General features: G+C 40.1%; 13 protein-coding genes. 4 read left to right on the top strand and 9 right to left on the bottom strand.

Going from position 1 to position 19,414, the window contains the following annotated elements:
* Positions 1-8 precede the first annotated feature (8 nt).
* From N477_RS17650 to N477_RS17640, 3 genes are all read right to left on the bottom strand, one after another.
* Positions 9-557 carry an NAD(P)H nitroreductase gene (locus tag N477_RS17650; RefSeq protein WP_063360064.1) on the bottom strand — a complete coding sequence of 183 codons (549 nt, stop codon included), beginning with the start codon at positions 555-557 and terminating at the stop codon, positions 9-11.
* A gap of 81 nt (positions 558-638) precedes the next feature.
* A complete protein-coding gene (locus N477_RS17645; protein ID WP_063360065.1) occupies positions 639-1,328 on the bottom strand; it encodes a DoxX family protein in 690 nt (229 codons plus the stop codon).
* 111 nt (positions 1,329-1,439) lie between these two features.
* Positions 1,440-3,401 carry an FAD-dependent oxidoreductase gene (locus N477_RS17640; RefSeq protein WP_063360066.1) on the bottom strand — a complete coding sequence of 654 codons (1,962 nt, stop codon included), beginning with the start codon at positions 3,399-3,401 and terminating at the stop codon, positions 1,440-1,442.
* Between the two features lie 239 nt (positions 3,402-3,640).
* Between N477_RS17640 and sppA the strand changes: the two genes are divergently transcribed.
* Entirely contained in the window at positions 3,641-5,509 is a 1,869-nt protein-coding gene (sppA, locus tag N477_RS17635) for a signal peptide peptidase SppA (protein ID WP_063360117.1), read from the top strand.
* Between the two features lie 78 nt (positions 5,510-5,587).
* Entirely contained in the window at positions 5,588-6,598 is a 1,011-nt protein-coding gene (gene ansA, locus N477_RS17630; protein WP_046355524.1) for an asparaginase, read from the top strand.
* Positions 6,599-6,714: 116 nt separating this feature from the next.
* On the opposite strand, the gene N477_RS17625 is transcribed toward ansA, so the two are convergent.
* The gene (locus N477_RS17625) at positions 6,715-7,305 is read right to left on the bottom strand and encodes a hypothetical protein (RefSeq protein ID WP_063379457.1); all 591 of its coding nucleotides are present in this window, start codon (positions 7,303-7,305) and stop codon (positions 6,715-6,717) included.
* Positions 7,306-7,404: 99 nt separating this feature from the next.
* On the bottom strand, positions 7,405-8,778 hold the full coding sequence (gene gndA / locus N477_RS17620; protein ID WP_063360068.1) for an NADP-dependent phosphogluconate dehydrogenase: 1,374 nt from the start codon (positions 8,776-8,778) through the stop codon (positions 7,405-7,407).
* A gap of 434 nt (positions 8,779-9,212) precedes the next feature.
* On the opposite strand from gndA, the gene pyk reads away from it, so the two are divergent.
* Positions 9,213-10,646, top strand: a complete 1,434-nt coding sequence (gene pyk, locus N477_RS17615) for a pyruvate kinase (RefSeq protein WP_063360069.1) — start codon at positions 9,213-9,215, stop codon at positions 10,644-10,646.
* Between the two features lie 96 nt (positions 10,647-10,742).
* On the opposite strand, the gene N477_RS17610 is transcribed toward pyk, so the two are convergent.
* Positions 10,743-11,567, bottom strand: a complete 825-nt coding sequence (locus tag N477_RS17610; RefSeq protein ID WP_063360070.1) for a LytR/AlgR family response regulator transcription factor — start codon at positions 11,565-11,567, stop codon at positions 10,743-10,745.
* Positions 11,568-11,571: 4 nt separating this feature from the next.
* A complete protein-coding gene (locus N477_RS17605) occupies positions 11,572-12,642 on the bottom strand; it encodes a sensor histidine kinase (protein WP_063360071.1) in 1,071 nt (356 codons plus the stop codon).
* 380 nt (positions 12,643-13,022) lie between these two features.
* On the opposite strand from N477_RS17605, the gene N477_RS17600 reads away from it, so the two are divergent.
* On the top strand, positions 13,023-15,248 hold the full coding sequence (locus N477_RS17600) for a TonB-dependent siderophore receptor (RefSeq protein ID WP_063360072.1): 2,226 nt from the start codon (positions 13,023-13,025) through the stop codon (positions 15,246-15,248).
* On the opposite strand, the gene N477_RS17595 is transcribed toward N477_RS17600, so the two are convergent.
* Both N477_RS17595 and N477_RS17590 read right to left on the bottom strand, forming a co-directional pair.
* The gene (locus tag N477_RS17595; RefSeq protein WP_063360073.1) at positions 15,245-18,406 is read right to left on the bottom strand and encodes a PAS domain S-box protein; all 3,162 of its coding nucleotides are present in this window, start codon (positions 18,404-18,406) and stop codon (positions 15,245-15,247) included. The two genes, N477_RS17600 and N477_RS17595, sit on opposite strands and share 4 nt — an antisense overlap.
* Complete coding sequence (locus tag N477_RS17590; protein ID WP_196760653.1) at positions 18,403-19,356, bottom strand: ABC transporter substrate-binding protein; 954 nt, start codon at positions 19,354-19,356, stop codon at positions 18,403-18,405. The genes N477_RS17595 and N477_RS17590 overlap by 4 nt, the downstream gene beginning before the upstream one ends.
* Positions 19,357-19,414 lie beyond the last annotated feature (58 nt).

The following is a 19,414-nucleotide window of genomic DNA, read 5'->3' as shown; positions in this document are numbered from 1 at the left end:
CTGTAAAATTATAACTCAGTAAAAAATGAATTTGGTTCGTGACGAACCGGTTTAGTACATTGAATTGTCGGTGTACCTAGATAAAGATAACCGACAATCTCATCTTTCTCGTCTAAGCCAAGCTCGCGTTTAACTGCCGGACTTTGCGCAAAGTAGCCAGTTCTCCAAACACCGGATAAACGCTGTGCAAATGCAGCTTGCTGCATAGCAAAACAAGCGCATGCTGCACTTTCAATTTGCTCAACACGAGGGACTTTTGGGTGGTCTTGATAAGGAGATATAGCAATGATCATCATAGGTGCGCGATGTGGTAGGTCTTTGGCACGGGACACGGTGCGTTCGTTTTGCTCTTCTTCTACCGCTGCTTTGTGATATATTTCACCTAACTTATCTCTCGCATCTTCATTGACAACAATAAACTTCCATGGTGCTAAACCACCGTGATCTGGCACTTTTAACGCTGCTTTTTTAATAATTTCTAGTTGCGACTCAGTCGGGCCTGGAAAGGATAAATTGCTGTCAGATTGACGTGTCATCAAAAGCTCGATGGCATCCATATATAATTCCTTAATGATAAACAAACACTTATTATTTTAACGTGAAGTGTTAGGGAAAGTTTAGCACTTTCCCTAATATTTTTATGCCCTTGAGGTGAGTAACTTGGCTATCCAGTAATCCAAGCTGAAAAAACGACCGCCTCCAGTGAAAAATAAGCTTAAAAACATTGCAAAATAAATTGCCGCAAACTCAATGCCATTATTTAAAATCACGATATTGCCCTTCTCGTACAGGTATTCAGGAAACCCGTGGGTGCTGACAATAGACTTAATCCTGTCTAATCGTTCTGCCACTTCTAAACTATTTTCCAGACTTGCTTTTGCAGTATCACTGCCAAGCCAAGCAAATACCTGCGCAGCACTGGTATCTGGATTTGCTGGCGCAACCGAAAACCAACCATTATGCCAATGGACTTGTGTAGCAGCGACAAACATAGTCACCATTAATGGAATAGAAACCAAGCGAGTGAGTAACCCGAATAGAATGAACCAACCACCTAAAAATTCCGTCCAGCCAGCTAAAAATGCCAGTAAATCAGGAAGTGGCAACCCTAACCCCCAGTCTGGATTACCAAACCAAGCAACCACGTTCTCATCTGCTAATAAGCTTTCAAAAAAACCTGCATCTTCTTTCCCTAAATTGAGTTTGTTGTACCCTGCAATAATCATAACCGGCGCAACAATCAACCTTAAAATAAGTGGGGCAAGCCCACTTAAGATATCTGCTTTTTCGATGCTAGTTTGATAAATGGATTGGATTTTATTAATCATATGACGATTTACACCTTTGATAGTATTCATACAGTGTAGACCGATGCGCAGCAACTTTTATTGCAGGGTAAAAAAAACGACACCCATGTGTCGTTTTGTTTTTTTGAAAGGCTATATCTTTCTTGCGACTTGCAATGCTTCGTAAATAGCCCGCTTTGCGTCAATGGCACTGGCAAGCAACGCCCCACCAATCACGTGATGGTTATTTGGTAGACTTTCTTTGTCAAAATCAGACTCATTTGAAGTTTGACCAATACAAGCGATCACGGTATCCACATCAAGTGTTTGCTCTTTACCATCAATACGTACAACTAAGCCGTTATTTGAAAAAGAAACATATTCGCAACCTGCAAGCTGCTCAACTTGGTGATGCTTAGCCACAGCTCTGTGGATCCAACCAGTGGTCTTGCCTAATCCTGAGCCAAAGCGACCCGCACTGCGTTTAAGCATATATATTTTTCGTTGTTCAGTTGATGGAACAACAGACTGTTCAATACCCCACTGGCCTTTGAATTCTTCAATAGACTGGTTTTCAGGCTCAGTTAAAAATGCGACCATATCAAAGCCGATACCACCAGCACCTAGAATCGCAATTTTATCGCCAAGCTCAACTTCTTTGCGAATAACTTCGTCATATGCCAAAACACGTTTGCCATCGCTACATTCGATTTTAGACAAACGCGGGCTTACCCCAGTGGCGAAAACAATATCGTCGTAATCTGCATCCATTTTATTGTCATAAGGCTTGCCAAGCTCCATTTTTACGCCGAGTCGTGTTACCTCGTTTAAAAAATATTTAAGCGCTAGTTTAAAATCTTCTTTGCCGGGGATCCGCATTGCAAGATTAAATTGACCCCCAGCATGCTCATTCTTATCTATCAATGTAACTTTATGACCTTTTTTAGCCAAATAGCAGCTAACTGACAACCCAGCAGGTCCTGCACCAACGACTAAGACATCTTTAGGGCTTGAGGTTTTCTCGAGGGGATAATCTAATTCAAAGCCAGCTTGAGGATTCACCAAGCAAGTTGCTCGTTTGCCTTTAAAAACATGGTCTAAACACCCCTGATTACATCCAATACAAATATTAATTTGCTCAGACTTATTCTCTGCATATTTGTTAAAAAAGTCAGGATCTGCAAGCAGTGGCCTTGCCATAGAAATAAGGTCGGCTTCACCTTTATCTAGGATATTATTCGCAAGTTCAGGTGTGTTTATACGGTTTACCGCGACAACGGGAATGTCTACAACATCTTTTAAACGCTTAGACGCTTCTCTAAATGCACCAGGAGGCACCATGCTGGCAATGGTCGGCACACGAGCTTCATGCCAACCAATACCCGTATTTAAAATATCAACACCGGCGGCTTCAAGGGCTTTGGCTTGCACCGTTACTTCTTCGCTGGTGGAGCCGTTTGGCACTAAATCCATCACCGACAATCTAAACACGATGATAAATTGGTCAGACACGCGTGCCCTAACCGCTTTTACAATATCTACAGCCAGCCGCATACGGTTCTCGAGTGTACCGCCATATTCATCTTTACGATGATTGGTATGTGGTGCCATAAACTCGTTAATTAGATACCCTTCAGAGCCCATGATTTCAACACCATCGTATCCCGCTTTTTCTGCCATGTAGGCTGATTTCGCGAAATCTTTAATCGTGCTTTTGATCATGCCTAGCGACATGGATTTTGGAGTATATGGGTTTATAGGCGCTTTGATTTTACTCGGCCCAACATTGAATGGATGATATGCATAGCGCCCTGCATGCAAAAGTTGTAGGCAAATTTTACCCTGGTGCTGATGTACAGCTTCTGTGTATGCCTTATGCTTGATTACGTCATAGCGGGAATTAAAAGACGACGCGACGGGGGTAAGTTTACCACGTATATTGGGGCTATATCCGCCCGTAATAATTAGGCCAACACCGCCTTTTGCTCTTTCTTCATAAAAAGCGCGCAGCCTTTTTCGGTTGTGCCACCCTTCCTCAAGTCCTGTGTGCATTGAACCCATGACCAAGCGGTTACGTAGCTCAGAATTTTTAAGTTTTAGTTTTTGTTCTAACATTGCTCGCCCCAATGTAACTGGTCTTACCTGTGAACATTAACCAATTTATAGATTTTGGCAAGTAAAAAGCAAAAATTTATTACTTAAAAGTAGATAAATTTATAATAATTCCACAAATTTGCGACTAAAGTGAGCGAAGTAATACTTCGTTACGTTTTAAAAGTAACACTGAGCGCACAACTAAGTTATGATATTAATGAGAGCATTTCGGTACTAAAACCAGAGGAAAAACATTGAAGCTGATCGCAAAACTATTTAAAGGCATATGGCATGCGTTGAACTTCTCTCGCAGGCTACTTGTAAACTTGGTATTTGTTGTACTTATCATAGGCGTTGTTGTTGCTATGATGTCTTCAGAAGAGGAAATTCTCGTACCTCAAGATAGCGTTTTACGCTTGAATTTATCAGGCAAGTTAGTTGAACAGCTAACTTACGTCGACCCTGTTGATGCAGCACTGGATGATGCATTCGGTCCAAGTGACAAACCAAAGGAAGTGCTAGTTGATGATGTAATTAAAGTCATCAATAAAGCAGCTCATGATAATCGTATTAAAGCGATACATTTAGACCTTAAAGGTTTGTATCATGCACACTTGGACAAATTAAGAGACATTACGACAGCACTTGACGGTTTTAAGGCGCAAGGAAAACCTGTATATGCACATGGTCCCTACTTTACCCAAACACAATATTATTTAGCGGCGGCTGCGGACGAAATTTCGATGCACCCTTATGGTGGCTTAAGCATCAAGGGCTTTGGTACTTACCCAATGTATTTCAAAGACGCACTAGATAAATTGCACGTTACACAACATATTTTCCGCGTTGGAACTTTTAAGTCAGCGGTTGAACCATTTATTAGAAATGATATGTCAGATGCAGCAAAAGAAGCGAACAAGCTTTGGCTCAATAATCTCTGGGCACAATACAAAAATGATGTTGCTGCACGCCGACCATTTGACACGGATAACTTCGATGAGACCTTAACGCAACTTGGTGAGAAAATGTCAACTGTATCAGGTGACTCTGCACAATTTTCAATAAAATATGGTTGGGTTGATTCCCTCAAAACAGACCAGCAATTTAATGATAAACTCGTTGATTTAGTAGGTAATGACGCCAAAGGCAATAAATACAAGCAGGTTAAGTATAAAGAATATTTAGCATCGATTTCTGGCTTTCCTACACAACCTAATCCGTTCACCGATAAAGTCGCTGTTGTTGTCGCCAAAGGGCAAATAGTCGATGGGAAACGTAAAGCAGGTATGATTGGTGGGGACTCTACGGCTGCACTACTTAGAAAAGCACGTCTTGATAACAATGTAAAAGCAGTTGTACTTCGTATTGATTCAGGTGGCGGCAGTATGTTTGCTTCAGAACAAATCCGAAATGAAGTATTAGCCATAAAAGAGGCTGGGAAACCAATTGTAGCCTCTATGGGTTCTGTCGCTGCATCAGGCGGTTATTGGATTGCGGCATCCGCCAATGAAATTTGGGCATCGCCTTCAACAATCACAGGCTCTATTGGTGTTTTCGGCACTATATTTACATTTGAAAATTCATTGAAAGCGCTTGGTTTATATTCTGACGGTGTTGCAACGACTGAGCTTAGATCTTCTTCGATTGCGCGTGGTATCGACCCTCAATACGCAGATATTATTCAAATGGGTGTTGAAGATGCTTACGACAAGTTTTTATCTATGATTTCTGATGCAAGAAACATCAACAAAGAAAAAGTGGATGAAGTTGCCCAAGGACGTGTTTGGCTTGCCCCTCAAGCACTAGAATTTGGTTTAATAGATAAGCTTGGAACGAAAGATCAGGCTATCGAATCGGCTGCTGCACTTGCTAGCTTAGAACATTATGAAGTGTTCACAGTTGAGCAAACTCTCAGTGAGAAAGAGCTATTAATGCAACAAATATTTGGTGCTGAAATAGTGCAATCTATTCTGCCAAGTGCAACGCCATCTGATACGCTACAAAAAGTAACGCATCAAGGTATCAACCAGCTCATAAATAAAGTGCAACAAAGCGCAAATATGATTGAACTATATAACGACCCAAACAGTATATATAGTTTGTGTACTATGTGTGATGTGTCTCCATAGTTACAAGGTTAATGAATAAACTGCAATGTGATGCTGCAGTTGGTATACTAAGCCCAGACTCAAATCTGGGCTTTTTTTATGAAAAGAAAAAAAATCTATATTGCCTATACCGGCGGTACCATAGGAATGAAGCAATCAAGCAAAGGGTATGTACCAGTTGCAGGTTATCTCACAGAAACTGTCAAGAATAACGCCGAATTCACACGTGAAGAAATGCCGTTATTTGATATTCATGAATATTGTCCGCTCATTGACTCTTCAGACATGTCACCTTTGCACTGGCAATTAATCGCAGAAGATATTCAATCTAAATACGATGACTATGATGGGTTCGTAGTATTGCATGGAACGGATACCATGGCATACACAGCATCCGCTCTGTCTTTCATGTTTGAAAACCTCACAAAGCCAGTGATCGTCACAGGCTCTCAAATCCCACTATCTCAGCTTAGATCTGACGGGCAAGTTAACTTATTAAATGCAATGTATCTTGCAGCAAACTATCCGATTGCCGAAGTCAGCTTGTTTTTCAACAATAAGCTATTCAGAGGTAATCGTGCCCTTAAAGCGCATGCTGATGGGTTTGATGCTTTTGCATCCCCTAACCTAGCTCCGCTTGCTCAGGTGGGGATCAATATTCAGCTCCAAGAAGGCAAGTTGAGCCCTTATGTCGATCAAGACTTAGATGTCACCTCTATTCAATCTCAGCAAATTGCGGTACTACACCTCTATCCTGGCATTAGCGCTACTATGGTTGAAAATGTACTGTCATCCGATGTTAAAGCACTTATTTTACTTAGTTTTGGCGTAGGAAATGCCCCACAACAGGACGATATTTTGGCGACCTTGAAGAGTGCGTCTGAACGTGGTGTTGTCATTGTAAACCTAACGCAGTGTATACAAGGTCAAGTGAATATGGGGGGCTATGCAACTGGTAATGCATTATTGAACTGTGGTGTGATCAGCGGCTATGACATGACACTAGAAGCATGTTTAACAAAGTTACATTACTTATTCAGTCAAGAGCTGGAATTAGAAACAATTCGCCACTTGATGCAGGATAACTTGCGCGGTGAGCTAACACGCTAACTATTATTGCTAGATTTTAACAGGCCTTGCGATTTTATGGGTTAGATTGCAAGGCTTGTTTTGATAAGCAAACTAAAATTATAAACCTCATGACAAGGCCCAAACTACTCTTATACTTATCTTGAACGAAATAGCTTAAGCAGTTTGTGGGCCAAATAAACATAGAATGGATGTGGTTGAAAAAAAGTAAGTGGGATTTTGGTCAAATAAAGCCCCCTTCCTACATATATTGAAAAAAATAAAAACATCCAACCTACAAATGGCATTATCTTATTATCTTTTTGATGCGCAGCTTGCACCTCTTCGTAAGATCTTATTATGTTCCCTTCTATACTAACCTGATAAACAGACTTGCTTACCTTTAGTTGAGCAATGTTATCTGTAAGAAAATTACCTTGATTTTCCATCACATTTAAAGTCACGTTTTTGCCAGCATTCACAGAAAGGATATCGAGCAACTCACCTGCTTGGCCATGTTTCTTTAGATAGCTGTAGTTAGAGCTGTAATCATTTACTAAATTGATTTCCAATGAATGTTCCTTCTCTACAATAGACAATATTTTATCATCAACAGTTATCAATGACGCTTTATCCGGAAAATAGCTATCAACATTATTAAAAAGTGCATTGTATAGAATGAACAAGCCGAGAAGAAAAGAAGCAATAACAACTATATAACTAAGCGCAAGGTTAATTCTTTCGTACATATATTATTAAAAAATATAAATTTAATTTAAAAATAAAGGAGCCAAATGGCTCCTTTATTTAACTCAAAACGGCTACAAAACACGTGTTTATTGAGTTAGTTAACGTACCTTTTCAGGTAAATCGACTAAATCAGTTAAATGAGAAGTCTCACCACTGTGTGTTTTAATGCCATGCTCACCAAAATAGTCTCGCTGTGCTTGAACTAGGTGACCATTGCTAGGCGTGCTTAGCGTTGCAATATAAGTTTGTGTCGAAGCAAGTACAGGGAAAGCCAAACCAGTCTGAATTGCTTGGCCTGTAATACTTCTTAGTGCATGCGTTTCTGCCTCAAGTGTATCGATGAAATCAACACCCTTTGCAATATCATCAAGATAATCTGCGCGAATAATACAACCTGCACGCCAAGTTTGTAATGTCTTAGCAAGGTCAACTTTCCACTGATGTGAACGTGATGCACCTTTGATTAACGCGAGGCCCTGACGGTAGCAAAGCAAGCTAGCAAAATAAAATGCTGACTTAAGCTCATTCAAATCGATATCGATTTTTTGTGTTTCTTTCGCTTGGTACGTCATCTCTTTTGCAGCAAGCGTACTGATTGTATTAGTTAAGTGACGCGCTTGCACTGCGGCAACCAATGAAGGCACAGCAATACCCAACTCTAATGCATTTTGCGCAGTCCAAAGTCCAGTTCCCTTTGCACCCACTTTATTGTCAATCAGATCAACTAATGGTGTTTGGTTACTGTCTTCTAGGCTAAGAATGTGGCGAGAGATCGATAATAAGTAACTGTTCAACTCACCTTCTGACCAAGATTCAAAAATCTCAGCAACTTCTTTTGGTGAACGCCCTGTACCGATACGAAGCAAATGATAAACTTCAGCGATTAATTGCATTAGTGCATATTCAATACCGTTGTGAACCATTTTCACAAAGTGACCGCTCGCAGATTGACCTACACGCGCAAAACATGACTCGCCATTGTAGCTGGCAGCAACTTTTTCAAACCAAGGAACCAAACGCTCCCAACCGCCTTCTGAGCCACTGGCCATCATTGCAGGGCCATGTCTTGCTCCTTCTGCACCACCTGAGATGCCCATAGTGGCAAACTCAAATTTATTCTGGTATTTAAGCTTACGAGCAATACCGTCTTTGTAGTTACTGTTTCCGCAATCAACAATAATGTCGCCTTTTGACACGCCGGCTTCTATTAGTTCATTACATACTGAGTCAACTAGCTCGCCTGCTGGTACTAATAACAATACCGAACGAGGAGGCTCCAGCCTTCTAACCATATCACCGAGATCCGATACGATATGGAGACGCTCTTCTACACCCAAAGACTGTGCACAGCTAATTAGTTCAGCACCTGCGTCTGGGTTTTTGTCATAGGCGACTAATGTCATACCTTTCTCTATTAAGTTCAGTGCAAGGTTTTTGCCCATTACACCTAAACCAACTAATGCAACTTGCATTAAGTTTCCTCCTCGGTAACAACCACACTTAAATTCGTCTACACGATGTCCGGTACATTATACCTGAGCATTCAATAATATTCTGCTCGGGCCACCTTAAGTATCAAACAATTTGAAGTTTAGTACTTTTTTAGTCATCTCGTGTTTTAGCACAAGCAAAAGTTTGCTCTACACACAGGCTAAACACATTATCAGTCAGAGTGTTAAAGCTAATCTTCTTTCACTCTAAGATTGACGACCACTGACACCGGTGTCATAATCACGTCATACAGATCATATAATTTAATTTGTGTATGAAAAAGGGTTTAGTGGCAAAACTTTACATAAAAGCGTAATTATCTGAGAATATTTGCTTAATTAAGGTTTAAAAGACCACTATTTAACCACTTTCAATTGAAAAAGATGTTAGCAAGAGCAGCCTACAGGAGAATCTGATGCTTAGACGCACTAAAATAGTTGCCACACTGGGACCAGCTACAGATAGAGATAATAATTTAGAAAAAATCATTCGCGCAGGTGCTAATGTAGTACGACTAAACTTTTCCCATGGTGTAGCGCAAGATCATAAAAACAGAGCAGACGCTGTTCGCGAAATCTCTAAAAGACTAGATAAGCATGTTTCAATCCTTGCAGATTTACAGGGCCCTAAAATCCGTGTCTCTACTTTTGCTGAAGGTAAAGTGAATCTAGAGGTAGGTGCAAAGTTCACACTTGATGCAGAGCTTGGCCTTGGTGAGGGCACTGTTGAAGCCGTGGGCATTGACTATAAAGAATTACCGCAAGACGTAAATACAGGTGATCTTCTATTATTGAACGATGGTTTGATTCAATTAACCGTTGATGAAGTCGTCGGTAAAAAAGTAAATTGTACCGTAACTGTTGGTGGTATCTTGTCAAACAACAAAGGTATCAATAGATTGGGTGGCGGTTTAACAGCACCAGCGTTTACGGAGAAAGACAAAGAAGACTTAATCACTGCTACGGAAATCGGCGTAGATTACATTGCAGTTTCATTCCCTCGTAGCGGTGATGACATGCGTTATGTCAGAAGTCTTGCGGAAAAGGCAGGCTCTAATGCACAGTTACTTGCTAAAATTGAGCGCGCAGAAGCAGTTGATACAGTTGAAGCAATTGACGATATTGTATTAGCATCAGATGCAGTAATGGTTGCGCGTGGTGACTTAGGTGTTGAAATTGGTGATGCAGCGCTTGTAGGTAAGCAAAAACAAATTATCAGCCGCGCACGCTCTTTAAATAGAACTGTTGTCACAGCGACACAAATGATGGAGTCGATGATCGACAACCCAATGCCTACGCGTGCTGAAGTAATGGATGTTGCAAACGCAGTACTAGACGGCACAGATGCGGTTATGCTTTCGGCTGAAACAGCAGCTGGCGATTATCCAGAAGAAACTGTAGCGACTATGGCTCGCGTATGTTTAGGTGCAGAATCTCAACCTGAGACACATATTTCTAAGCACAGACTAGACAGTATGTTTGCTGATACATCAGAGACTTTGGCTCTATCTGCAATGTACGCTGCGAACCACTTAGATTCAGTGAAGGCTATTGTCGCTTTAACAGAATCAGGCAACACTTCTAAACTGATGTCGAGGATCAGCTCTGGATTACCAATTTACTCGCTATCACGTCATGCCACTACACTAGGTCAAACAGCACTATACCGCGGTGTTTACCCAGTGTACTTTGATTCAACAAGTTGCACAGCTGATTCGCTTGTTAATGATGCGCTAAATACGCTTGTTGAAAGTGGCTCTTTAGAAAAAGGTGATACCGTTATTCTTACTCACGGTGACTTAATGGAAACTATTGGCGCGACCAATACGTTGAAAATCGTCACAGTATAATCTTTACGATTACTGATACATACTGAGCCCGACTTAAATTAGTTGGGCTTTTTTGTATCAGACATTAAGGCAAAACGATATTAAAGTGCTGTGTTACTAACTTGCCAACGCAGACTTCACTTTATCTCTGTAGCTACGGCTGACTTTAAGCTCTTGGCCGTTATCCAATACCAACAAATATTCACCGCTGCTTTGCGTCACTAACTTACTGATTTGTCCTGTGTTTACAATGGCAGAACGATGTACACGTACAAACAGTTTCGGATCGAGTTCTTGTTCCAACTCTTTCATTGTTTTACGTAAGATATGCGTTTGTCCGTCAGCACAGTGAAGACACATATAATCACCCGCAGCATCAATCCATTGGATAGTTGCAGTCGACACTCTGATTATTTCGCCCTGCTCTTTTACAGCAAGAGATTCAGGAAACTTTTTATCTTCAATTGCATCACCAGTGGCTAGCTTTTTTAGAATTTCTTCGCAATTGTTACCTGTTATCCCCGCCACAAAGCTGGCTAGCTTTTTCTTGTGGGCGTTATCTTGTTGGTTCTTTAAATAACTTTGCACTTTTTCGATCGCCTGTTTTAGTCTGTTGTCATCAACTGGTTTTAGAATGTAATCCAAAGCGTGGATCTCAAACGCTTTGACCGCATAGTGATCAAACGCTGTAACAAAGACAATAGCAGGCAAAGGTTTAACACTTTCACTTAGAATTCGCGCTACTTCAAAACCATTTAACCCAGGCATTTGGATATCTAAAAAGACCAAATCAATATCCTGCTGCTGGCAAATGTCTATGGCTTTTTGTCCACTGTTACAAAGTTCGACTACTTCTATTTCATCAAATTCTCTCAATCTGACTGCCAAGCCCTTTCTTGCTAGTGGCTCGTCGTCAACAATTATCGTTTTAATCTTGCTCATTACTTCACTTCTCGGCCTTTTCAAACGGAACTCGTATGTTTGCCTTCAATCCTGAAGGCGAATTATTTGATAACACAAACGAGTAATTATTCTCATAAAGTGTTTTTAATCTGTCTTTGGTATTTGCGATGCCAACACCGCTCGCATTGGTTAGCTGACCATCAGTAAGCTCAGCGCCAGGACCATTGTCTCCAACTTCTAACAATAGTTCATTGGCAAATACTTGCGCTTTAATTTCAATCTTGCCGCCCTCATCCATATGCGCTATCGCGTATTTGATGGAATTTTCAATCAATGGCTGCAATATCAGACTTGGTACAAGCGCATTTTTTGCTTGCTCAGTAACATCTAAATCTATCGCCAAACGTTCGTCAAAGCGAACCTTCTCTATCTCTAAATACAACTTTAATGCGTGAAGCTCCTGCTCTAGTGGCACTTTTTTAATTGGATCTGTATTTAAGGTATACCTTAAAAAGTCACTTAATCTAGACACCATCTGGTTAGCGTCTTTGTTCTCTTCGACTAATATCAATGTCGATATTGCGTTTAATGTATTAAATAAGAAATGAGGGTTTAGCTGATAACGAAGCATTTTTAATTGCGCTTCGTGCGCCATAGTATTGGCCTTAAGTGCTTTTTGACGTTCACTTTGAAGTAACTGGTAATATTTAATACCAAAATATAGGCCACTCCAACACAATACAATATAAACTGAGTCTAACCCTTGCTGAAGGTAATAAAACCACTCTTCTGGACGATAACCATGTCGATATATTTCCCACAAGTTATACTTTTGTACAACTGACCACAATGTACCAGTAATGTAAGAAACACTGAAAACAACAAATATCAAAATCCACGGCTTTGCATTCCATACCCGTCGGTAGAGGTACCTAAGTGGCACCGTCATCAAACAACCAGCATACGCATTGAGTACGATGACAAATACATAAATGTCTCGCATTTCAAATACTTTTGAGCCTATATAGTTAACCAGTGCATAACCGATCCAACCGGATATCTGTAAAACCCAAAAAAATCGTTGTCGATTATCGACTAAAGCTTGCCAATTCAAATTAATTTTTACCTCTAATAACCTACCTTGGATTATATCCCATAGAAAACCAGTTAAGCACTACCAATAGTCTTGTATTTCCAACAATTAACCGCAAACATATAGGTTATTGAAACACAGTAACAACACAGTAACTAATCAGACTCAACCTTAATTATCAGTTTAAATTACGATTCCAACCATAATTTGACCACCTGTAAATCCACACATTAACGTTCCAATTAGAGGTATGTATGTAAATTTAAAATTAAGAGACGTGGCGGTGTGTTAAGTAATTTCTTACATATATGTTTCTTATAATAAAAACACCAAAAACACCATTGATAATCGTTATCACTTACAATACTATTCGCGCGATTATTTAATAATGAAGGAAAATCATGCGCTCATTTAAAACCAAATATCCAATGCTTCTTTCAGCACTTGCGATTGCTTTTTCTGGTGTGTCACTCGCTGACGATTCAAAAAAAAATGAATTGGAAGTGATTGAAGTCAGTCCTAAAGGGCTTATTTCTTATGTTAGTGCAAGTGCATCAAAATCAGATGTGCCTATTACCAAAACACCTGTATCAGTTTCTGTTTTAACTTCAAAGCGAATCGCCGATCTTGGTGCAGAAACCTTACAAGATGCAATTGGTTATGTAGCTGGTGTATACAATGGCCCATATGGTGTCGATACCCGTGGTGATTGGTCAAAAGTGCGTGGTGTAGACCCTCTAATTTATGTAGACGGCCTACAAATGCAGTTTGGACACTACAACAATACACGTACTAACCCCTATACACTTGAGCGCGTTGAAATTTTAAAAGGCCCCTCTTCTGTTCTTTATGGTCAAGGCTCAACAGGCGGTATCATAAACTCAGTATCAAAACGTCCACACAGCGAAACCCAAGGCGAGATCTGGGCACAAGTTGGTAACTATGATCGCGCGCAGCTCGCTGGTGACTACAACACAGCCTTTGGTCAAAGCGATGAATATCAAGCAAGATTTGTCGGTGTATATCGTAATAGTGATACCCAAACAGACTTTGTCGAAGACAATACACTTGTATTTGCACCAAGCTTTGCTTGGGATATCAACCAAGATACTCGTTTAACAATCTTGACTAATATACAAGAAAATGAGTCAGGGTCTTCAACTCAATTCTTCCCTCACGAAGGCACCATTTTACCAGCAAAATATGGTCAAATCCCGAGTGAACGATTTGTGAGTGAGCCGGGTTGGGATCGCTACGATACGGAACAGTTTGCAATCACAACAATCGTAGAGCACAGTATTGCTGAAGACACGCAAGTTAACTGGTCTACTCGCTATAGTGATAGCGCTTCTGAGTACCGTACTATTTTTTCTTGGCCACCTAAGTTTGAAGCAGATAAACGCTCAATCAAGCGTATATTTAGCATGTCAGATGGCGAATCAAAGAGCTTGTTAAGTGATATCCAACTGCATCAGTACATCGAATTCAATGACGTAGAAGTAAACATTGTTGCTGGTATTGATTTCCAAGACGCAGAAACACGCACCAGTCGTTTGCGCGGTGGAGTCTCTTCTCCATTAGATTTATACAACCCTGTATACGGTTTAAATGATCCATTACCAACTGAAATAAAAGACATCGCGCCAGAACAAGTCAATACTCAACTTGGTGGATACATCCAAGCGACGTTTGAATACCATAATTTTGTATTAAACACTGCACTTCGCCACGACGATCTCGAGCAAAAAACATGGGAAAAAGTGGGTGATGTAGCAAGTCTATTGCAAGTTAAAAAATCGCAAAGTGCTTTAACAGGTAGAATTGGCGGACTATACCAATTTGAAAATGGTATTTCACCTTATGTTAGCTACTCAGAGTCATTCCAGCCTATATATGATTTAAGGCCACAAGGCGGAAGCTTCAAGCCTAAAGAAGGTGAGCAAATAGAATACGGTGTGAAATATCAACCTGCTGGCACTGAACACTTAATTACTGCTAGTGTTTTCCATATCACAGATAAAAATCATGTAAGAAAAATTTCCCCTCTCGAACATGTACAAGATAGTGAAGTCTCAGTTGATGGCTTTGAGATTGAAGCGCAACTAGAGTGGGAAAATTTAGATGTATATGCTTCATATGCGTACACAGAATCTGAGCAAGATACCACTCCTCTATCTGCACAAGAAATCTTTACTCAGGCAGCTATGTTAGCTCAACAGGCTCCGGATCGGCAGCAGCAAATTATGGCTGGTGCTGTATTAACAACTGGCACTGATGATGTGCCTCTGTCAGCAACCCCAGAGCATTTGGCATCAGTATGGGCAACTTACCGTGCAGACAACCTGTTAGAGGGGTTAAAGTTTGGTGCAGGTATTCGATATGTAGGCAAAACATTTGATGGTAGCCGCTCGGTCTCTGTTGGTAGTGTTGAATATCACAAGGCGCTTACCACAGATAGCTTTACATTATATGACATGATGGTTGGCTATCAATTTAACGACTATGAGTTAAGCCTTAACATCGACAACTTAACAGACAAGACAGTCATTACCAGTTGTTTATACCGTGGGGATTGCTTCTATGGCCAACGCCGTACCATCACAGCTAACCTAAAATATCGCTTTTAAGTAGTTATATTTAACTCTGCCTCATTAATTGCCGTGTTGATTAATGAGGCGACACTATTGACTTCGTATTCAATATCATCCCAAAGTTGCTTATCCGCACACTTACTCTCTAACAACGCAGCTTTTGCGGAAACTGAATTAAAGCCCAGGTAGGCAGCTTGACCTTTTAAAGTATGAGCCTCTCTCCTCGCCTCTTCAAACTTTTTATCTTCAACCAGTAACCTAAGTCTCTGAGTGAAGTCTGACTGTTTCATACGGAATTTTTCCACCATCTTTTTATAAAAATCAACATCACCATTTACTTGCTTTAAACCCAATTCAAAATCAATATCGGAATTAAAACCTTCTACTGGCAAGTTTAATTTTGATTCAGACGAGCTTATTAAAGGCTTAACTCCTTCAAATATCATTTGAAACAGTGTATCAACGTTCAACGGCTTAGCAATAAAACCATTCATTCCGCTCAATTCAATCTTTTTTATATCCTCAGGCATAACATTGGCTGTCAGAGCGATAATAGGTAGGTCAATAAACCGTTTGTCTTGCCTAATTAACTCAGTGGCTCTATATCCATCCATAATTGGCATTTGGCAGTCCATTAGAATCAAGCCAATATTTGGTTTCTCCTTAAGCACGCTTATTGCTTCACTACCGTTAGTCGCCGTAACAACTTGTATTCCTATACTCGTTAAGAGTTCTAATGCAATTTCTAGATTTATATCATTGTCTTCAACCAACAGAATTTCAATATTCTTAATCCGCTCCGCCTGATCCGCATATTCTTTTTTATCGATAGTATTGGTCTTTTGCTGCCTTGCTGATGGTATCCCTTGCTGTCTTAAAATATTCACCGTAAAGTAAAATCGACTGCCAGAACCCAATTCACTTTCAAGGCCAATTTGTCCCCCCATCATCGAAACTAAATTACGACAAATCGCTAAACCTAAACCAGTCCCACCAAACTCTCTTGTTGTAGAAATATCAGCTTGGGTAAAAACTGAAAAGAGCTTTTCTTGTTTATCTTTAGCGATGCCGATACCAGTATCGATCACTGACACTAAAAGCATGACTTTTGTATCTGTTAATGTGTCAGCCTCAAGCTTTAGAACGACTTTCCCGTTATTTGGCGTGAATTTAACAGCATTGCCCAGTAAGTTAATGAGTATTTGCCCTAAACGTACAGGGTCACCAATTAAAGCCGTAGGCACAGAGCTAGCAATCTCTATGTAAAAATCAATATTTTTCTCTTGAGCCCGGTCACAAATAATATCACTTGCTAAATCCACAACATCTTCTAAACGAAAAGGTATATGCTCAATTTCAAGCTTCCCTGACTCAATTTTTGATATGTCTAAAATGTCGTTAATGATATTCAGTAAACTGTTTGATGCGCGCGTCAACTTTGTTAAATAGCCTTGTTGCTTTTGAGATAGCGGAGTATCAGACATCAAGCTGCACAAGCCAACTATTGCATTCATAGGCGTGCGAATTTCATGAGACATATTGGCTAAAAATGTGGACTTTGCAACTGTGGCACTCTGGGCGGCTTTCATTGCCTCTAATAATATTTCTTCTGCTTCTTTTCTTTGGGTAATATCTCTGATGATGGCTGTGTAATAGCCTTTACCTGCAATGTTTGTTTCTGTCACCGCTAAATCAATTGGAAATTGATTGCCATTTTTCCTCAGTGCAGTCACCTCTCTTTTATTACCTATCACATTACGTATACCAGTTTGTTTATACTTTTCAAGGTACTTATCATGCTCACTTCGTGTTGGTTCTGGCATCAACACTTTCAAATTCTGACCTAACACTTCATCTTTGCTATACCCAAATACTTTACTCGCAGAAGGACTAAACTCTTGAATGAATCCTTGAGTGTCAATAACAATGATTGGATCGGCTGCTGTATCAACTATTGCACGCATTTTTGCCTCACTCTCAAGCAAAGATAATTCTTTTTGCTTTAAGTCAGTAACATCCTGCACAATCCCCGTGATCTTTACTTGCTTACTTAACGAGTCAAATACGTGCTCTGAAACCATGCGGATATAACGCATACTGCCATTTACAATAATGGTATAATTAAAATCCTTAAATTCCTGCTCATGATCCAATAAGTCAGTTAGCAACTCATTCTTGTTGTCATCTTTCAGATCTTGACTGCCAAATAGCCATTGGACATGGCCTGCGGTACCTGATTTTTCAATACCCAATATTGTTCTTGCTTCATTTGAAAACTCACAAACTCCAGTAGAAAGCTCATAAGACCAATGCCCTAACATAGCCATATTTTGAGCATACTTGTAATTCAAATTGGCCTTATTTAGCTCAGACGTTCTCAGCTGAACGCGTTTTTCCAACTGAGACCTAACCTCATCGAGTTCATTTATATGTCTTGATACTGCTTCACGCATTTGCACGAATGATTTTGCTAAAGCTTGTACTTCCTTTGCGCCTTGCACCTCAATTTTTTTGCCGTAGTCCCCTTTTGCCAACGCCGATGCTTGCACGATAAGCTGTTTAATTGGCTCTACAAAAAAATGACGCAGAAGCACCATGGTACAAATTATCAATACCAATCCAAGTAATCCAATAAACATCAGTTGATGTGTAATAAACTCAGATAAATGTAATCTGTCATAGCTCAAATCGTATTTCAGATAGATAAGTCCTCTTTTACTAGACCGGATTTCACTCTCTGAGGGCCATATATAGCTCAAAGTAGCTTCAACCATTTGCTTATCAGGTGAGTAGTGAAACTGAATAGACTTATACATTTGTGTATTTTGAATATCGGCTTTAGACATATAAGAAGCAATATCTAGCAAAGGTTTGCCTCTGGTGCTATATCGATTTGACGCCCAGATGATACCTTTATCGTCAGTCACCGCCACATCATCAACCGCAGAAATAGTCCCGATAATTGATGCTTCATGATTTAAAACATCGTGACCGGCCCTAAACACTTCTTGCTCTGCTTTATTCTTTAATGACAGTAACACATAACTTATTTGAGATAGGCTATTCTCTTCTGCTACATTGCGACTACCAATGTAAGTTAGACTGGCGCCAGTTGTAATAGAAATGATAAAAATCAAAGCAGTGCACAATGGCACCCATACGACAATAGAACGCGGTAAGAGTAAATTTTTCATTGGCTTACAAAGCTATCATCAAAAAGTTTATGTGCTTCAACCGGTTGAGCAATGAGGTTCGCCTCATATAAAATTGTATTTAAGCGTTCTACGGTCGCAAATAACTTCCCGTTTTTCCTTAGTAATGTCTGATTTTCTTGCAAATCCGGATAGTGGATCCCTTGCATTGCCTCATCTAACTGCTCTTGAGAAATTTCCATCCGCTGCGCCATCACTTTTAAGCTTTCAACTTTAGAAATCTCGATGGTATCGAGCGCTTTGGATTGTCCATTCACAAGTGTTTGGATAAGGTTTTTATGCTTTTCAAGTGTCTCTTTCCTCGCTACTAATACATCTACTATCGTATTGGGAATATGTGAGCTATCAAATATGACTTTACCGCCAAGTTGTTTTGATTGCGTGGCAACTGGCTCAAAAGTTATCAACGCATCTATATAGCCTTTCGAAAAAGCATCTAATTGCTGATTAATTTGAAGGTGTATCAACGTCACATCTTTGATATCGAGCCCACCAGCGTACAAGACCTCGTGTAACATCAATGCACCTAATGCGGTTTGCTCATACCCAATTGTTTTTCCCTTTAGTTCTGATAGTTCATTAATATCAGGACGTACTATGAGTTGGTCTCCACCATTTGACACATCCATCACTAAAAAGACTTTCAAATCAATACCTTCCGATACAAGCGTCATTGCTTCATCCATAGTCAGTGCTGCGACTTCTAGGCGCTTCAAACGAAACGCTTCCATGACATCTGTTGCAGACAGTAACTCTATCAACTTAATATTGTCAGGGAGCTCTTCTAGGTGCCTCGCCAAATATAATGTCTCGTAACCTGGCCATACATTTGAACCTACTCTAATTGTTTTATTATCAAACTTTGAGCATCCAAATTGACTGAGTGAAGCAAAGCAAAAAAATAAAAAACACAGAATGTACTTAAGTTTCATCAGATTCACACTCATTTCAATCACCGGATAATTAAAAATAGTGTAGCCCAACTTAAAG

It is taken from the genome of Pseudoalteromonas luteoviolacea H33-S (assembly GCF_001625695.1).
GTDB classification, from domain to species: domain Bacteria; phylum Pseudomonadota; class Gammaproteobacteria; order Enterobacterales; family Alteromonadaceae; genus Pseudoalteromonas; species Pseudoalteromonas luteoviolacea_B.
The sequence above is the reverse complement of the archived record's forward strand: the minus strand, read 5'-3'. Positions and strand labels throughout refer to the sequence as shown.